This is a genomic window from candidate division KSB1 bacterium, from assembly GCA_034506395.1.
Lineage (GTDB): Bacteria > Zhuqueibacterota > Zhuqueibacteria > Thermofontimicrobiales > Thermofontimicrobiaceae > Thermofontimicrobium.
This window is the reverse complement of sequence record JAPDPQ010000004.1, coordinates 1-17,696: the sequence shown is the minus strand read 5'-3', so window position 1 is coordinate 17,696 and position 17,696 is coordinate 1. Positions and strand designations below refer to the sequence as shown.

Annotated in this window: 16 protein-coding genes; 15 read left to right on the top strand and 1 reads right to left on the bottom strand. The window is 44.8% G+C overall.

Annotated elements, in window-relative coordinates; all coding sequences use genetic code 11:
* Positions 1 to 192 precede the first annotated feature (192 nt).
* From ONB37_03655 to ONB37_03605, 11 genes are all read left to right on the top strand, one after another.
* Positions 193 to 2,202: a GAF domain-containing protein gene (locus ONB37_03655; GenBank protein MDZ7399243.1), complete on the top strand. Its 2,010-nt coding sequence runs from the start codon at positions 193 to 195 to the stop codon at positions 2,200 to 2,202.
* A gap of 617 nt (positions 2,203 to 2,819) precedes the next feature.
* Positions 2,820 to 3,263, top strand: a complete 444-nt coding sequence (locus ONB37_03650) for an Hsp20/alpha crystallin family protein (GenBank protein MDZ7399242.1) — start codon at positions 2,820 to 2,822, stop codon at positions 3,261 to 3,263.
* A gap of 76 nt (positions 3,264 to 3,339) precedes the next feature.
* The gene (locus ONB37_03645; GenBank protein ID MDZ7399241.1) at positions 3,340 to 3,783 is read left to right on the top strand and encodes an Hsp20/alpha crystallin family protein; all 444 of its coding nucleotides are present in this window, start codon (positions 3,340 to 3,342) and stop codon (positions 3,781 to 3,783) included.
* 352 nt (positions 3,784 to 4,135) lie between these two features.
* Positions 4,136 to 4,750 (top strand): DnaJ domain-containing protein, encoded by a 615-nt coding sequence (locus ONB37_03640; protein ID MDZ7399240.1) that lies wholly within the window; start codon positions 4,136 to 4,138, stop codon positions 4,748 to 4,750.
* A gap of 120 nt (positions 4,751 to 4,870) precedes the next feature.
* Positions 4,871 to 6,010, top strand: coding sequence for an acyl-CoA dehydrogenase (locus tag ONB37_03635; GenBank protein ID MDZ7399239.1), 1,140 nt, complete (start codon positions 4,871 to 4,873; stop codon positions 6,008 to 6,010).
* 123 nt (positions 6,011 to 6,133) lie between these two features.
* Positions 6,134 to 7,270 (top strand): acyl-CoA dehydrogenase family protein, encoded by a 1,137-nt coding sequence (locus ONB37_03630; protein ID MDZ7399238.1) that lies wholly within the window; start codon positions 6,134 to 6,136, stop codon positions 7,268 to 7,270.
* Positions 7,271 to 7,382: 112 nt separating this feature from the next.
* Positions 7,383 to 8,249, top strand: coding sequence for an MBL fold metallo-hydrolase (locus ONB37_03625; protein ID MDZ7399237.1), 867 nt, complete (start codon positions 7,383 to 7,385; stop codon positions 8,247 to 8,249).
* Between the two features lie 206 nt (positions 8,250 to 8,455).
* Positions 8,456 to 9,796 (top strand): 3-hydroxyacyl-CoA dehydrogenase family protein, encoded by a 1,341-nt coding sequence (locus tag ONB37_03620; protein MDZ7399236.1) that lies wholly within the window; start codon positions 8,456 to 8,458, stop codon positions 9,794 to 9,796.
* 307 nt (positions 9,797 to 10,103) lie between these two features.
* Entirely contained in the window at positions 10,104 to 11,351 is a 1,248-nt protein-coding gene (locus ONB37_03615; GenBank protein ID MDZ7399235.1) for a 3-ketoacyl-CoA thiolase, read from the top strand.
* A 179-nt stretch (positions 11,352 to 11,530) separates the two neighbouring features.
* A complete protein-coding gene (locus ONB37_03610; protein ID MDZ7399234.1) occupies positions 11,531 to 12,058 on the top strand; it encodes a hypothetical protein in 528 nt (175 codons plus the stop codon).
* Positions 12,030 to 12,713 (top strand): nucleotidyltransferase family protein, encoded by a 684-nt coding sequence (locus ONB37_03605; protein MDZ7399233.1) that lies wholly within the window; start codon positions 12,030 to 12,032, stop codon positions 12,711 to 12,713. The genes ONB37_03610 and ONB37_03605 overlap by 29 nt, the downstream gene beginning before the upstream one ends.
* A gap of 171 nt (positions 12,714 to 12,884) precedes the next feature.
* Here ONB37_03605 and ONB37_03600 read toward each other — a convergent pair whose 3' ends face one another.
* Complete coding sequence (locus ONB37_03600) at positions 12,885 to 13,094, bottom strand: hypothetical protein (protein ID MDZ7399232.1); 210 nt, start codon at positions 13,092 to 13,094, stop codon at positions 12,885 to 12,887.
* Between the two features lie 668 nt (positions 13,095 to 13,762).
* On the opposite strand from ONB37_03600, the gene ONB37_03595 reads away from it, so the two are divergent.
* The 4 genes from ONB37_03595 to ONB37_03580 all read left to right on the top strand — a co-directional run.
* On the top strand, positions 13,763 to 14,554 hold the full coding sequence (locus ONB37_03595) for an XdhC/CoxI family protein (GenBank protein ID MDZ7399231.1): 792 nt from the start codon (positions 13,763 to 13,765) through the stop codon (positions 14,552 to 14,554).
* 575 nt (positions 14,555 to 15,129) lie between these two features.
* Positions 15,130 to 15,546 (top strand): hypothetical protein, encoded by a 417-nt coding sequence (locus tag ONB37_03590; protein MDZ7399230.1) that lies wholly within the window; start codon positions 15,130 to 15,132, stop codon positions 15,544 to 15,546.
* 260 nt (positions 15,547 to 15,806) lie between these two features.
* Entirely contained in the window at positions 15,807 to 16,031 is a 225-nt protein-coding gene (locus ONB37_03585; GenBank protein ID MDZ7399229.1) for a hypothetical protein, read from the top strand.
* A 362-nt stretch (positions 16,032 to 16,393) separates the two neighbouring features.
* Positions 16,394 to 17,696, top strand: a 1,303-nt coding sequence (locus ONB37_03580) for a CHAT domain-containing protein (protein MDZ7399228.1), incomplete at its 3' end; no start/stop codon positions are given.

The following is a 17,696-nucleotide window of genomic DNA, read 5'->3' as shown; positions in this document are numbered from 1 at the left end:
CATCTCGTAATTAATTAACATAGATTGAGAGGCTGAATGATAAAAAATGCTTGCTATTCTATTCCAAAGTTGCTATATTTTTCATTAAGCTAACTACTTTTTGCTTGCGATTAGTCGTCAGGGATTCTTGATGGGAATGAAATGCAAATCTCTGACGGATGAAGGCAGAAAAAGCTACTCTGGAGATCGAGCATGCATCAAGAACCGACAGCGTTGATTTGTTTAGCTGAAAATGAGCCCCCCATCATCCAAGCGACCATTCAGCAGATCGGCCCGCAATTTCATAAAATTTCTGTTAGCAGCTTACACGATCTGAGCCAATTATTGCAACACTATTCCAACTTTATTCTTATTGCAGAAGCGCAATGGCTCATCAATCAGAAGAATAGATGGCTCGATTTGCCTCAGGGCAATCACTTTCAAAATTGCTATTTCATTGGCTTGGGCGAGAGTGCATTTCATTTATTAGAGGACAGAGCCCTGCAAAATGGATTTGCTGGCTTTAATATCCTTACCTCACCGTTCAAAATAGAACAATTAGAAATGGCGCTATTAAATGCGCGCAAGCTGCTGCTCAGCAAGATCGAAGCCAATCGACTGAAGGAAACGCTAAAATCGCAAAATCAAGAACTCCGGCAGCTTTACGACATTGGAATTGCATTGTCGGCTGAACGGAATCCAGATATACTCCTGGAAATGATTTTGAAGAAAAGCCGCGAAATTACCCATGCAGATGCTGGCAGCCTCTATTTAGTAGAAACCATCGAACACATCCCCGAGAACGAAGCCGATTACTTTGCAAATAAGCAATTGCGATTCAAATTAGCCCATAATGATTCGGTTGATATTGCGTTTCAAGAGAAAGTGATGCCAATTGAACGACAAAGCGTCGCAGGATACGTTGCTTTGAACAACGAGGTGCTCAATATTCCCGATGTTTACGATTTACCTGCCGATGCAAAGTTTGCGCATAATAAGAGCTTTGATCAAACCATTGGCTATCGAACCAAATCGATGCTAGTCATCCCCATGAAAACCCATAAAGATGAAATCATCGGTGTGCTGCAATTAATCAATCGTAAACGTCATTGGGAGGCAAAATTAACAGATATTAGCGTCATCGAACAGGAAGTCATTCCATTTGATGACAAGTGCGTCGACCTTGCATGCTCTTTAGCCAGTCAAGCCGCGATCTCCATTGAAAACACTCGTCTTTACGAGGAGATTAAGCGCTTGTTCGAGGGTTTTGTTCGAGCGTCAGTTCATGCCATTGAACAGCGAGATCCCTCGACATTCGGTCATTCCGAGCGAGTAGCAACTTTATCAGTAGCTTTGGCGGAGAAAGTCGACAGAGTCGATTCTGGAAAATTCAAAGAAATTCGCTTTTCGCGGCAGGATATTCAGCAAATTCATTACGCAGCGCTCTTGCACGATTTTGGGAAAATCGGAGTCAGGGAGGACGTGCTCGTAAAAGCCAAAAAGCTATTTCCGCACGAATTAGATGCAGTAAAAAATCGGTTTAAGATCATCAAACAGGCGACTGAATTAAGGGTCTCCAGGGAAAAAATCATTTATCTGTTGAAGGAAGAGCGACAGAAAGCACTGGCGCTGATCTCAGCATTGGATCGCGAGACCAGAGAACGAATCATGCAATTGGATCGGTATTTTCAAATCATTTGCGAAGTGAACGAGCCAACAGTGCTCAATCAATCTGGCTTTGAAATGCTTCAGCAAATTGGTTCGATTGTTTTCAATGATAACGGCACCCCTTTAAAACTATTAACCTCGAAAGAGATCGAAGTTCTTTCAATCCCAAAGGGCAGCTTGAGTCGGGAAGAACGCAAGGAAATCGAATCGCATGTCACCCACACCTTTAATTTTCTGCAGAAAATTCCTTGGACTTCGGAGCTGAAACGGGTTCCTTTGATTGCAGGGGCACATCATGAAAAATTAGATGGCAGCGGTTATCCCCATGGTTGGGTGGATGAGCAAATCCCAATCGAATCCAAAATTATGACCATTGCAGATATATTTGACGCCCTTACCGCCTGGGATCGACCTTACAAACGCGCTGTTCCAGTAGAAAAAGCATTGGAAATTATCCAATGGGAAGTGAACGATGGAAAGGTGGATGGTGATTTGTTCAAGATATTTGTGGATGCTCGATTGTTTGAACTTGTCAAAAAGCCAAAACGCCAATAGCAAGATACTTGAATAACATTTATAAATGCTTAAGCATTTTTGAGACAAGATTGAATTTTGAAGCATAAAGATGCATTACAAGTCTGATTTTTAATCCAAATAATAAAACTTGATTATTTTTTCATGCTGAGATCCACTGTCAATTAATCCTGTTTATAAGAATTTGATCCTTCTTGTTGCTGAACTTGAAGAGCAGCTAATCCGATTATTGGTCGGCAAATACATTCAATCATGAAGATCATTTAACCTTCAAATAATCTCCATGTTTAGCCATCTCTTTTCAATTTTTTCAGATCTATTTGATTCCAAATTTTGAATGATCTAAAAAATGCCAAGTGTGCTAGTGGCAATGCTTATAGGGCTGACTATACATTGCAATGATTCACGAAAACTTTTGCTCCCGCTGATCCTTGTCAAAACGAATAAACAGTCTGCCATAATGACGCTCTTATGAAATATTTTCCGAACCCTTCCAATTTGGTCTACCTTTATCTTGTGACTAACTAACTATTGCAAAATTAAACAATAAAAATCGTATTTAGTAATTGGCACAGTGTTTGTAGATGGGTGAGTAGAAAATTAAAAAAATCCCAAACAATAACGAGGAGGAAAAAGTTATGCCAGTCGTAAGATGGAGACCATTAGATGAGTTTCGCAATTTAAGAGAGGAGATGGATCGCAGGCTTCAAAAGTTTTATCGAACGGTTGAAGAAAACAGCGAAGGGATTTGCGATTGTTATCCATTAGTTGACATCGAAGAGACAAAAGATGAATTCATTATCTATGCCGAGCTTCCAGGAGTTTCGGCAGAAGATGTGAAGATTAACATGGCCGATGAAACCCTGACAATTTCTGGCGAAGTAAAAGAACCGGACCGCATGGAAGAGCGGCGATTTCATAGAGTCGAGAGGACTTATGGTAAGTTTCAAAGGAGTTTTTACCTCCCTGTGCCGATCGAAGGAGAAAAGGTGAAGGCTTCCTTCAAAAATGGGATATTGACAATTAATTTACCCAAAAAAGAGGAAGTGAAGCCGAAAGAGATCACTATTTCGGTGTCATAGTGAATCTGAACTATTGGGAATTTTTTGCAAATAAAATAGATCTCAGTAAAAACTTTAAATGAAGGAGGTGTTTAATATGGCGATTATCCGTTGGAGACCATTAAGCGAGATTGACAGTTTCAGACGGGAAATGGATCGAATGTTTGACACTTTCTTCGGCACGTCCTCGGAGGTAGCAGAGTCAACTTTGGCTTGGTATCCCTCGGTGGATATTAAAGAAACCAAAGATGACTTTGTGCTGACCGCAGAGGTACCGGGAATTAACAAAGATGATATTAAAATCAGTATTTCTGAAAATACATTGACCATAAAAGGTGAGAAGAAGGAAGAGAAAAAGGAGGAAACTGAGAATTATCATCGACTCGAGCGTCGTTATGGCACCTTCCAGAGAAGTTTCACCCTGCCAACTCAGGTAGAAGATAAAAAGGTGAAGGCTTCCTACAAAGATGGAGTGCTAACGATTACACTGCCGAAGAAAGAGGAAGTCAAACCAAAAGAGATCCCCATTACGGTTTCATAATTAATGAAATTAGGGCTCCGTTTTGAATGCGGAGCCCTAATTTTTTAAGATATTGACTTCTTCAGATTATGCTTCAATACTTCTCCCATTCTCCTTTACCACCAAACAATAGCCTTTTCTGATTAATCTGATTTCCTTTGAGTTGAAGAATAACTTACAGCCCCGTTTTAAGATCATTTCTGCTAATTGAGAGCAGATGAAAAACGGTTCTAATTCTATAAAAAATTGTCTTGATTTTTTATTTGAATAATGATAAATTATAATGCAGAAAATACGAAATAAGCCTTCTCAGCATTCAATATTCAATTCAATATATCAATTTTTCGTTCAGCATTAATTAGCGCATTGACAAATGACGAAAAATTATTATGAAATTTTGGGAGTATCCCCTGATTGCAGTCAGGAGGAGATAAAGAAAGCGTACCGAAGATTGGCGAGATGCTCCCATCCAGATGTTTGTGGAACAAATGATTCAACAGAGTTTCGAAAGATAACAGAAGCGTATGAGCATATCAATACTGTGAGCAAGCGAAAGGCTTATGATGAAAAGCTCAGGCGAGAGCGGGAGGAAGCAGCTCGAAAATCAAGCCTCAGCTTTTGGAACGAGAGCGTGCAGGAATGGAGCCCCTTCAATTTTGCTCCTGATTTTGATCTATTCATAAACTCGCTGTTTTTTCCAAAATTTTCTAAGTTGCAGTATCAATTAGAGTTGATAATCACAGAAAATGAGGCAAAAAATGGTGTAACGATCCCTCTTAGCCTTCCTGTTAGGGAAGCATGTCCCGTATGCGCAGATGTTTTCTGGGGAATTTTTCCGTTCTGCGATCATTGTCATGGATTGGGCTATATCGAAAAGACGATTGATACCAGGCTTCAAATCCCGCCGAATATTCAGAATGATAGTCGCCTGAAAGTCATGATTCCTGGTGTTGGATTATTGACCATTCGAATTTTCATTCAAGAATAGGGAATAATGGACATAGAATATGAATATTTTTGGGATATTGACAGTTTTGATTTTTAAACCCGATGGCGAGCAATTGGCTCGCCATTTCATTTTCATTGTGCAAATCTAGACGGAGGGATTATGGATTTCAATTTGACCGATGAGCAAATTATGGTGCGTGATTCAATCAGGGATTTTGCCAAGCAAAGATTGGCTCCACTGGCAGAGAAGGCGGATCAAGAAGGCGTGATGGACGTTGAAATAATTAAGGAGCTGGCAGAGCTTGGTTATTGTGGGATCTGCATCCCTTCTGAATATGGAGGTGCAGGTTTCGATACATTATGTTATGCATTGGCAATTGAGGAGGTATCGAAAGCGGATGCCTCGGTGGGGGTAATGCTCTCTGTGACGAATTCGCCCGCCCAATTGCCAATTTTGGATTTCGGTTCTGAATTATTGAAGAAAACCTATCTTCCCAAATTGGCGAGCGGCTCGAGCATCGGGGCTTTTTGCCTTTCTGAGGCCAATGCTGGCTCTGATGCTGCGAGCATCAAAACAAGTGCCGATTTGAATGGCGATTATTATCGCTTAAACGGCAGGAAACAATTTGTGACCAATGGTGGGATAGCTGATATTTTTATTGTATTCGCCGTAACAGATAAATCAGCTGGGGCGAAGGGGATCTCCGCTTTTGTGGTAGAGAAAAATTTCCCAGGCTTTAGGATCGGAAAAATCGAAAATAAAATGGGGCTTAAAGCTTCATCCACTGCGGAAGTAATTTTAGAAGATTGTCGCGTTCCAAAACAAAATCTTATTGGAGAACCTGGTCAGGGCTACAAAATTGCCCTTGCCACTCTGGATCACAGCCGCATCGGGATCGCAGCTCAAGCTCTGGGCATCGCCGAGGCAGCATTTGAACAAGCGCTTGAATATTCGAAACAGCGAGTACAATTTGGCAGACCGATTTGCCAATTTCAAGCGATTCAGTTTATGTTATCCGATATGGCCACCGAAATTGAGGCTGCACGATATTTGGTTTATCATGCTGCCTGGCGTTATGATCAAAAGCAGCGGGTTTCTAAAGAGGCTTCTATGGCCAAATTGTTTGCTTCTGAAATGGCATTCCGTGTTGTCCATAAAGCGCTTCAAATCCATGGTGGATATGGTTATATGAAAGAATATCCGATAGAGCGGATGTATAGAGATCAGCGGGTGACTGAGATTTATGAAGGCACTTCCGAGGTGCAACGCATTGTAATCGCAAATCAATTGTTAAAATGATCAAAAAAAATGACATCATTGCTCGATAATTGGGTTGATGGAAGTCTTGAAGTTACATACTGACAATGAGTATTGTGTGTAGGGCAATTTGGCAATTTGCCCTGCAATTTTAAGGAGAATAATATGGAGCTTAGTGATAAACAGTTAGCTTTTCAGAAAAAAGTGAGAGAATTCTGCTTATCCGAAATTGCCCCTCATGCTGATCGTTTCGATACCGAGGGCATTTTCCCCGAAGACGTGATGAAGAAAGTCGCTGATTTTGGCCTGTTTGCTTGTGTCATTCCCAAAGAATACGGAGGTCTTGGATTAGACACAGTATCTTATATTATTGCTGTGGAGGAAGTTTCACGGGTGTGCGGCTCAACGGGCATCACAATAGCTGCTCATAATTCTTTGGGCGCTATGCCATTTATCCTATTTGGGAATCAGGCTCAGAAAGAAAAATATCTCCCCATTTTGGCAAAGGGTTATGAACTAGGGGCTTTTGGTCTGACTGAGCCCGGTGCTGGTTCTGACGCGGGGGCCACGAAAACGACGGCAATCCGAGATGGTGATGATTGGATTATCAATGGTCGAAAGTGCTTTATCACAAGCGCTGCTCATGCTTATGTGACGATAATTACAGCTAAAACCGAACAGGATGAGGCCCAGCGCAAGATCTCTTCATTTATCGTGGAAAAAGGGACACCTGGATTTATCATTGCGAAGAAGGAGAACAAAATGGGCTTGCGCGCCTCGGTAACCAATGAACTGGTGTTCGAAAATATGCGGCTATCCGGCGATAAATTGCTTGGCAAAGAAGGCGAAGGGTTCAAGCAATTTCTCACTATTCTGGATGGCGGCCGAATTTCCATTGGCGCCATGGCGCTCGGGCTAGCCCAAGGAGCATACGATTACGCTTTCGACTATGCCAAATCCCATCAGCTAGATGGCAAGCCACTCTCGGCATATCAATCCATCCAGTGGAAAATTGCCGACATGTACACCCAGATCCAATGCGCCCGCCATCTCATCTATTACGCCGCTCGGCTAGAAGATGCGCACAAGGATTTTATTGTGGAATCGGCCATGGCCAAATTGTATGCCTCGGAAATCGCCACCAAAGTGGCGCATCAGGCGATTCAGATCGTTGGCGAAAAAGGCCTGACCAAAGACACGCCGCTGGAGCGGATCTATCGGGATGTACGGCTATGTGAGATCGGCGAGGGGACGTCGGAGATCCAGCGGCTGGTGATTTCGAGAGAGTTGTTTAAAAAATAGCATAAAGATGTTGTCCACTTTTAAAATGGACAACATCTGAGTCCAAGAAATAATTTGGTTTGATTAATCGTTTCATTGAGCCCATTTTTGATAAATTCAAATGAGTAGAACGATGATCCAATCACTTCAAATCGGCAATTGCCAGCTATTTTTCCTCTATGACGGCGCCTTCTCTATCGACTGCGGCGCCTTGTTCGGCATCGTTCCCAAAATGATCTGGGAAAAGGTGGTCCAACCCGATGACATGAACCGCTATGAGATCACGATCAATCCGATACTGGTTAAAACGCCTGAGCATTACGTTCTGATCGATCCTGGATTGGGCAATAAATATTCTGACAAAATGCGATTCATTTACAATATTAAAAATGACAATTCAATCGAGCGATCATTATCAGAAATTGGTTTGAAGCCAGAAAACATAGATATTGTCATCGCCACCCATGCCCATTTCGATCATATTGGAGCGGGAACGAAAATCAATGCAGACGGCAAAATCGTCCCCACTTTTCCCAATGCCAAATATTATTTTCAGCGGGGCGAATGGGAGGATGCCAATAAGCCGGATGAGCGGACAAAAGCGACTTATTTTAAAGAAAACTTGCAGCCGTTGGAGGAGCACGGGCTGGTTGAATTGATTGATGGCGATGCCCAAATCCTGCCGCAGATTCGAGTCGAAAAAACAGGTGGACATACGAAGCATCACCAGATGGTCATCATCGAGTCGAATGGACAAACGGCGGTCTATCCTGGCGACATTTTGCCGTCGAGTTTTCATCTGCCGATTACTTATGTGATGGCTTTGGATCTCTATCCTGTCGAGGTGATGGAAGCAAAACGAAAATTATACCAACGCGCGATTGAGGGGAACTGGCTGGTCATCATTGATCACGGTGATCAAGTTCGGGCAGGGCATATTCGGTTTGATGGGAAAAGGTATTCGTTTGAAGCTGTTTTGGGTAATTCGATAACTGGATAATTGAGGTAATAGATATTCGATAAATTGAATTCATGCACCTGGAATAAAAGCTTTTTAAACCACAGAAATGGAATCCCACAGAAAAAAATCATAGTCCATTTCTGTGGGAAATCATTTCTGTGGGAGATGATTTTTTATTTTTTGGTTTTAGCTCATCCAGCTTAGGTAATAACGAGTTCATTTGATTTTAAACAGGGAGGAAATCTATGACTCTTGACGAACGATTGACCAATGTCTCCATCATCGGTGCGGCGGGAAAAATGGGCAGCGGCATTGCGCTATTATTGGCTCAGGAAATGGCATTTCTCAAGCTGAAGCCCGAAAACAAGGGCAAAAAATTTCGGCTCAATTTGATCGATGCGAATGACGATGCATTGGACGGGCTGCTCCAATACCTCAAATCCCAGGCATTGAAAACGGCCGAAAAATCTGCGGTCATGTTGCGGGATCTCTATGCCGATCGACCCAATCTGGTGGAAAATTTTGACATCATCGATCAATTCCTCGAGGACCTTATGGCCATGGTGCGGGTCGGGACCGAGTTGAGCATGGCGAAAAATTCGCACCTGGTATTTGAAGCCATTGTCGAAAATATCGATGTGAAACTCAAGGTCTTTAGCCAACTCAATGAATTATGCAGCAACGATACCTTTTTCTTCAGCAATACTTCCTCGATCCCTATTCATCTGCTCAATGATGGTGCTAAGCTCGGTGGTCGCATCATCGGATTTCATTTCTACAATCCACCCCCAGTGCAGCGATTGGCGGAGCTAATTCCTGCCAAGGATACTAAAAAAGAACTCATTGACCTGAGCTATGAAATCGCCAAAAGATTGAAAAAGACGATTTTCCTTTCTGCCGACGTAGCGGGGTTCATCGGTAATGGGCATTTCCTCCGGGATGCGCTTCATGCCATCACCGAGGTGGAGCGGCTGCAAAAGGATTTTAAGCCGTTCGAAGCGATTTACATTGTCAATAAGGTTAGCCAGGATTTATTGCTGCGACCCATGGGCATCTTCCAGTTGATCGATTATGTCGGTGTAGATGTCATGTATTTTATTTCAAAAATTATGGACAAATACATCCCTGATGAAAAATTGGATCATGATTTTCTCGATGATCTGTACAACAGAAAAATTTTGGGCGGCCAGCGGGCTGATGGCAGCCAGAAAGATGGTATCTTGAAATATGAGAACAACCGTCCCGTAGCTGTGTTCTGCCCTAAAGAGGGGAAATACCAAATGCTTGATGAGGCTGGTTGGACTGGTGAAATAAACAAAAAGATCGGGGCTTATCCTGAGGGCTGGCAGCCATGGAAAAGCTTACTGAAAGACGCCAAACAGCAAGATAAAATTCGCCAGCATTTTGAGCAATTAAAGGCATCGAAGACTCTCGGCGCAGAATTGGCCCTCAAATACTTGAAGCGTTCCAAAGAGATTGGCCTGCATCTGGTGAATTCTGGTGTTGCCCAGCAACCTGAAGATGTCAATGGGGTGTTGATCAATGGGTTTTATCATTTGTATGGACCGATTAATGAATATATTTGAAAAAATCGAAAATCACAAATAGAAGTCAGTTTTAAAATTTCAATTCCTGACCTAATGGCTTATTCATTCAAATTTGTGTGTTAGGCTTAGTTGGAAATCTGGGGATTAAAATCTGAACTATGCATATGAGTTCGCTTTAAAAAATCACTATCATGTCATTCTGAGCGAAGGGAAGAATCTCTTGAGCGGTGGGAAAATAGAAATTCCTCACTCCGCTGCGCTCCGTTCGGAATGACTAAATAACTTCTTCAATTTGTTATATGGAAATTGGATTTTGGAATTTTTTATAATTCTGGAGGATCTGCCAATGAAAAAATTGAGAAAGAAGGTTTATATAGCGGCAGGATACAACACGATATCTTTTGGTTCCGGCCGCAAAGAATTCAATCCCAAAAAGCCCATGCCAGGGATCGAGCATTATATCAATGAGGCGGGCCGGGGCGTGATTGCCCAGATCAGCGATCCCGATGTGATCGACGAAGCGGTGATCAGTAATTTTATGGCCGCGCGATTCGTCAAGCAGGGGCATCTGGCTGCTCTAATTCCAGATATCCATCCTTCTTTATTGTACAAACCATGCACCCGCGTGGAGGGCGCTTGCGGCTCTGGGGGATTGGCCTGGGTAACAGCAATGAAGATCGTTTTAGCAGACTTAGCTGATGTCGTGTTGACCATCGGCACTGAAGTCCAGAATTCTGTCAAAGCAATCTACGGCGCTGACATTTTGGCAGGTGCGGGACATTATGCGAGCGAACGGAAACAGGGGCATGCCTATTTCTTTCCTTCAAAGTTCGATGAGCGAGCGGCAGCTTGCTTCCAAAAATTCGGCCACGATTATGTCCGAAAAGCCATGGCACTATGGTACAAACAGGCCATCGAGAACGCCCGCAAAAATCCCAAAGCCCAGGAATATCATAACACCATTGAAGACCTATTCGCCACAGGCATGACGCCGCCCAATCCCAAAACCTTTTTGCCCAATCTCAATGTGTATGATTGTTCCAAAGTTTCGGACGGCGCATCGGCATTAATTGTAGCTTCAGAGGAAGGATTGAAGAAAATCGGAATTCCTAAGTCCAAAGCGATCGAAATCGTTGGCTATGGTCAGAGCGAGGGAAATATTACTCAACCACCCGAAGATTTGACCAAGCTCTCCACCACTATGAATGCAGTCAAAAAAGCCTATGAGATGTGTGGTTTATCACCGAAACATATCGGGACACTTGAGGTGCACGATTGTTTCTCCATCACTGGTTTGTTGATGTTGGAGGCCTGTGGCTTCGTCGGTTATGGAGAAGGAGCAGCATTTGTAACCGAGGGCCGCAGCAACTTTGATGGCGAGCTGCCCACCAATACCACGGGCGGCTTGATCGGTTTTGGACATTACACTGGTGGCACAGGGGTTCGCCAGGCCGTCGATCTGCTGCATCAGTTGACTGGACAAGCAGATGGTTCGCAGATTAAGATGGATCCCAATCGGCCATTTGGAATGATGACCAGCATGGGCGGGAACGATAAGACCGTGGTAGTAGGAATTTTTAAAGCAGCGGAGTAAAAAGAGCGATTGGCTGAAACACTGGAACAAGGGGCAGATTCCTCGGTAGCGTTGCCAATAAGTGCGATAGTTTGCGGTCTTCGAATCAATAAAAAGAACTGTAAACTTGATGAGCAAACGATCGTCTGAATTGTTAGCAAAGTCAATCGCATTTATTAGTTCATTTTCTTTGGAGGTCGATGATGAAAGCTATCAAAAATTTGATCTTCATGATAGCGGCTCTCGCAATTATAAGATTTTTGAGCTGCGCTCCACAGCAGCGGATCAACAGCGGCGACGCTTATCTCCGCATCAAACCCGCTGCCCCTTTACCAGAAGCTGTCGCAAAAAGACAGCCAGTTAATCTCGTGGTCAATATTTTGAATGTAGCAGACACCAGGACCAGTTATAAAAATCACCTCGATTTATTCATCAATGATAGGTTCTTGGTGCTCCCCAATGAGGAAATCACCAATATCACCAGCGATTACCATTATCGGCTTTCGCTTCAGCCAGGCATCTATAAAATCAAAGCGCTCTACTATGCATCAACTGGATGGCAGGAGAAGGCCTATAAGATTCTGCCCAGAGATGAGCAAGTCATGATCTTTGCGGATAAGAGGGCGATCCTTAAAGTGGCACTCAGAAAAGATTCCTGGGGCGCGCCTGTGGACAAGGTGACTTTTTTCGATATCAATTATGAGCCGATCAATAGCGATGAGGAGTAACTCGCGAGTTGCCGCTTGGTATGAATCTGTTTCGGAAGGGGAGAGGATCAGCTCGGCTGAGGCTTCTCCCCACAAATTGGCTGCTATTGTACTCGCCGCCGGTGAAGGAAAACGTCTGGCCCAATTCGGACCAAAGCCTTTTTTGACATGTCATGGAAAAAGCTTTCTTAAAATCCTGGCAGAACACCTCTCTGCAATTCGAGTGAACCCCCTGGTCATCGTCACCAATGAAGTCCTTTACCAAAAAGTTGTCGAATTAAATCCTTCTGGTCAGATTTTGATTAATCCCCAGCCTCAATTGGGCATGATCTCATCGCTGTGGATTGGGTTGAATGCAATTGATTCTACTGTCAGCGGCTTTTTTATGTGCCCAATCGATTATCCCTTGGTTCGGCCAGAGACCTACCATCATCTCGCCGAAGCTCATTTCGCTTTTCCCCATCGGATTATCATTCCCGCTCATAATGGGCATTTCGGACATCCTGTGATCTTTCCAAAGGAACTGTGCGAAGAATTAAAAAGAGTTCCTCTCGACCAAGGTGCGAAATTCTTGATCCATTCCCAATCAGATCTCATCCTGCCTGTTGCAGTACCTGATCCCGGCATCCTGATCAATATCAATACTCCCGAACTCTATCAGAAATATTGCAAATAAGAGGTTGATTTTATATCCTGGATTTTTTAAATTGACTGATCGATAGGTAGAACAAGATTCCTGCATTCGCAGGAATGACAAATTCAATGTCATGCCTGCGAAGGCAGGCATCCCATGGCCAAAGCAGTACAGTCAAAGATTCCTGCATTCCCAGGAGTGACAAATCCAATGTCATGCCTGCGAAGGCAGGCATCCCATGGCCAAAGCGGTGCAATCATAGATTCCTGCATTCCCAGGAGTGACAAATCCAATGTCAGCCTGCGAAGGCAGGCATCCCATGGCCAAAGCGGTACAGTCAAAGATTCCTGCATTTGCAGGAATGACAAATGCAATGTCATGCCTGCGAAGGCAGGCATCCCATGGCCAAAGCGGTGCAATCATAGATTCCTGCATTCGCAGGAATGACAGACCCCAATGTCATGCCTGCGAATGCAGGCATCCCATGATCAAAGCGATACAATCAAAGATTCCTGCATTTGCAGGAATGACAAATCCAATGTCATGCCTGCGCATGCAGGCATCCTATGGCCAAAGCGGTACAATCAAAGATTCCTGCATTCCCAGGAGTGACAAATCCAATGTCATGCCTGCGCATGCAGGCATCCCATGGCCAAAGCAGTGCAATCATAGATTCCTGCATTCGCAGGAGTGACAAATCCAATGTCATGCCTGCGCATGCAGGCATCCTATGGCCAAAGCGGTACAATTAAAGATTCCTGCATTCGCAGGAATGACAAATCCAATGTCATGCCTGCGAAGGCAGGCATCCAATAAGTAGTGGGACTCAAACTAAAACTACCTGCATCTGCATTTTAACATCGACCAAAGCGAATGAGAATTGATAGGAATACCAGTTTGTCATAAGCCTATAACAAATTAAGCATGGTTACTGACCGCTTCACTGGTCTCAGAAAACGAAATATCCTTTATGGACGCTAATACCCAGTTGGTGGATCAGTCAGATGGTCAAACAAAATGGAAAGAGCGGTAGAATTTCATTTTGAGAACGATTCCTTAGAACACAAACTATTACTTTCAGAGGAGGACCGATGGGTGATCTTGTTGAGAGAATTGCTCAGCTCAAAAAGCAAGGAAGAACATTCTGTATCGTCACTGTGGTTGATTCTGCAGGGGCCACTCCGAGAAAGGCAGGTGCCAAAGGATTAGTTTTTCCAGATGGATCAATTGAGGGCACGGTCGGTGGTGGAAATATCGAGCTACAAGCCATTCAAACGGCGCGACGAGTGCTTCAGTCGAAACAGCCCCTGCTGCAAAAATTTGAGCTGGAAAATTTAGAAGTCGGTGGAATGATTTGCGGTGGTTCTATGACTCTGTTTTTTGAGCCGATTTATCCAGATCGCATCCTTACGATCTTCGGAGGCGGGCATGTCGGCCGGGCAGTGGCCCGCGTTGCGCACGAAGCCGGCTGGAAAATCCGCGTGATCGATGAAAGAGAGGGAGTACTAGACCCTAATATATTTCCTGAAGACGCAGAATTGATGTGCGAAGATTATGCGTCCGCGATTCAAAAACTTAGCTTCAGCCCGAACGATTGGATTGTCATCGTGACGCCGAAACATAGCCACGACGAAGAGGTATTAGCGGCTGTCATCGATGTCCCCGCAGCTTATATCGGGATGATGGGGTCACCCAAAAAAGTCAAACAAGTCATGGAAAATTTGAAAGCCAAGGGCATCTCTGATGAAAAACTTGAAAAGGTATTTGCGCCTATCGGTTTGAACATCGCATCGGAAAGTCCAGGCGAAATCGCTATCTCCATTGTGGCCGAGATGCTGGCGGTGTTAAACCGAGTCCAGCACATCAAAAGTTTCTCTGCATGATAGAAAGGCTATTCCCAACCGCCAATAACAATTAATTAAAAAATATTGCTTGCAATCGGCACTGAAATTGGCTATATTTTCGCAGCAACAAGCAAATCAGCCAATTTTCAAAGAATCACAGAACTCAAAATGTCATTCCTGCGAAGGCATATTAATGTCATTCCTGCGAATGCAGGAATCCTTGTTTTGAATCCCTTTACCCATGGGATGCCTGCATTCGCAGGCATGACATTCCGTTTTCTTGTCGTTCCTGCGCATGCAGGAACCCATTTGTCATTCCTGCGCATGCAGGAATCCTTGGACAGAAGGCTGGCCGTAATGAGACCCCTGCATCCGCAGGGGTGACATTTCGAATTCCTGCCCATGCAGGAAACCCATTGTCATTCCTGCGCATGCAGGAACCCATTTGTCATTCCTGCGAATGCAGGAATCCCCAGTTTGAACCCCTTTACTCATGGGATGCCTGCATTCGCAGGCATGACAAATTCATATTGCGCAGTCAATTATTTCGAAGATGCCTGACCGCAAACGGCCAAGGGCATCAAATGGTCAAACAAACAGAAAGAACAAATCTCATGGAACCCGAAAAAATCCTCGGCGAACCCCCCATGCCCGATGCCGAGAAATGGCATGAGTACGGCTTCCAGATGCAACAGGAGACCCCGAACCGATTAGAAGACGCTGCCAAATTTCTCGCAGGCATGATCTCTATCTCGTTAACGCTGACCATCCCCAATTTAGACAAACTGCTCCAGATGTTCTATCAAACCTTTTGGATCAAAATCGGCTTTGCGCTGTGGCTCATCTCATTGGCATTGGTGTTCTTTGTGATCTATCCCCGAAAATATCAATTCCATTCCCAATCAGCCCAGCAGATCAAAGCCGTTCACCAGCGGCTCTGGCGCTACAAACGAACGCTATTTATCCTTTCGGTGGTCAGCTATTTCGTACCATTTGTCATTTTCGGAGTCATTTTCATTTTTATGGTCTAAGGTTCTGTAACATGAGTAACGATGTCATTCCTCTCAGCCAATTGGCGGAGAGGAATCCTATTATTGTTTAAATGCCGAAGGATTAAACTCTAGTAGGCTTTTGCAAAATGAGAATAAAGCGTTCATTTCGAACGAAACGAAGTGGAGTGAGAAATCTGTATATTTTATGACTCCAATGAGCTAACCAGATTTCTCGCTCTGCTCGAAATGACAATCCATCCCTTTTTGGAGATCTCTAATATCTCAAGGAGAGTCGAATCATGCCAAAGCCTAAGAATATCGTCAGAAAAACCGTCATGGCGGTCTGCTATAAAAATCCGAAGCACGAATTCCCTGTGATGGTCGATGTCATCGAAGGCACGGATCAGATCGTGTCCGAGCTGGAGGTGTATTGTCCCGATTGCGGCGAGATGAACAAGATCAAAATCAAGGGCGAGCTCAAGCCCGATGCGGTGGTAACACGGTATTTTAAACCCCAGCTTTAAAGCTGGGGTTCATGAAACCATGTCATTCCTGCGAATGCAGGAACCCCATTGTCATTCCTGCGAATGCAGGAATCCTTGATTCAGTCCCGCTGATCATGGGATGCCTGCCTTCGCAGGCATGACATTCCGTTTTCTTGTCATTCCTGCGAATGCAGGAACCCCATTGTCATTCCTGCGCAGGCAGGAATCTTGTAGTAATATGTGTTCACCCGAAAATTCATTGATTACCCGTTTTGCCGTCATTGCGAGGCGTTTTTTGCCGAAGCAATCCATTGAATCACAGCAAGTAAAGAGATTGCTTCGCTTCGCTCGCAATGACCTCAACTTCGGAAGGACATGAATGATAACCCTGTGGAGCATCCATGATCATCACCCAAAAAATCAATCTGGATTTGAACAAAAAACAAATCCAATCCCTGAAAGACAATTTTCAGCAGATCATTCACTTTATTGAGCAGGGAAAATCGCTCTCGGTCAAAACTTTTTTTAACCTGCAGCAGAATCTCTCCGCCCTTGTGGCTCAAAACCAGGAGTTGATGGCCGTGCTCGCCGCCATCAAAAAAACTGGGGAGTTTTATCACATCAATCTCTGCCATCCCGACAGCGCCATTTTGAACCTGCCCTGGGGACTGGCCATCGATCCCCATTCGGGCCACGAACTGTATCGAGTGCCGCAGTTGTTTCTGTCCCGAACCAGTTGCGCCGATGAGCGGCCGCCCGCTCCTGCGCTCCGAGCGCCACTCAAAATTTTGGTGATGATCAGTGCGCCGCTGGACCTGCCCCAGCGTTACCGCCTGAATTACGAGGACGAAGAGTTGAGCATTCTGAAATCGTTCGCCGAATTGAAAAAGTCGGGGCAGGTGCAGATCGATTTCACGGAGAACGGCTCGCTGTTCGCCCTGCGCCAGAAGATCGATCGCAACGATTACCACATCCTGCACTTCAGCGGCCATGGCAATTACGATGAGAAAACGGGCATCGGCACGCTGCTTCTGGAGGACGATCTCACGCTCACCATGGAGGAGACGGACGGCGCAGCATTTGCCACGGCGCTATTGAAACCAGGCCATAAGATCCCGCTGGTGGTGCTCTCGTCGTGCAAGACCAGCCAGGGCAATTTTGCGGGCGTGGCCGCCAGCCTGCTGCAAAAGGGCATCCCTGGCGTGGTCGCCATGGGCATGTCCATTGTCGATGCTTATGCCACAGCCTTCACCGCTCATTTTTACAAGCGATTGGCCGACCGCAAGACCGTGCTGGAATCGTTCCAGGGGGCGGTGGAATATATCCGCTCCGAGCCGTTTAATGACGAGATGAAAAAACAGAACAAATATGCGCCGTTGCAATGGCTCATCCCCAATCTCTATTTGAACCAGGAACTGCCGCTGGTGGACTGGACCGCTGATCAGCCGCTGAAATCCGTTCCCGTGGCGGAAAAGCTGTTCGTCAATCAAGATCTGGCCGAGCTGGAGGAGGAAAAGGACCTATTTATCGGCCGAAGGGCGGATTTGGCCGCCACGCTGCCAAAACTGTTCGATCGCACGCCCATCGTGCTCCATGGCGTGGGCGGCATCGGCAAGACCCGCTTTGCCAGAAAATTGGTCCAGCGCCGTAAAGCCCATCGACCAGACCTGGTCGCCTTTGCCTTTCATTACCAGGATGAGGGCA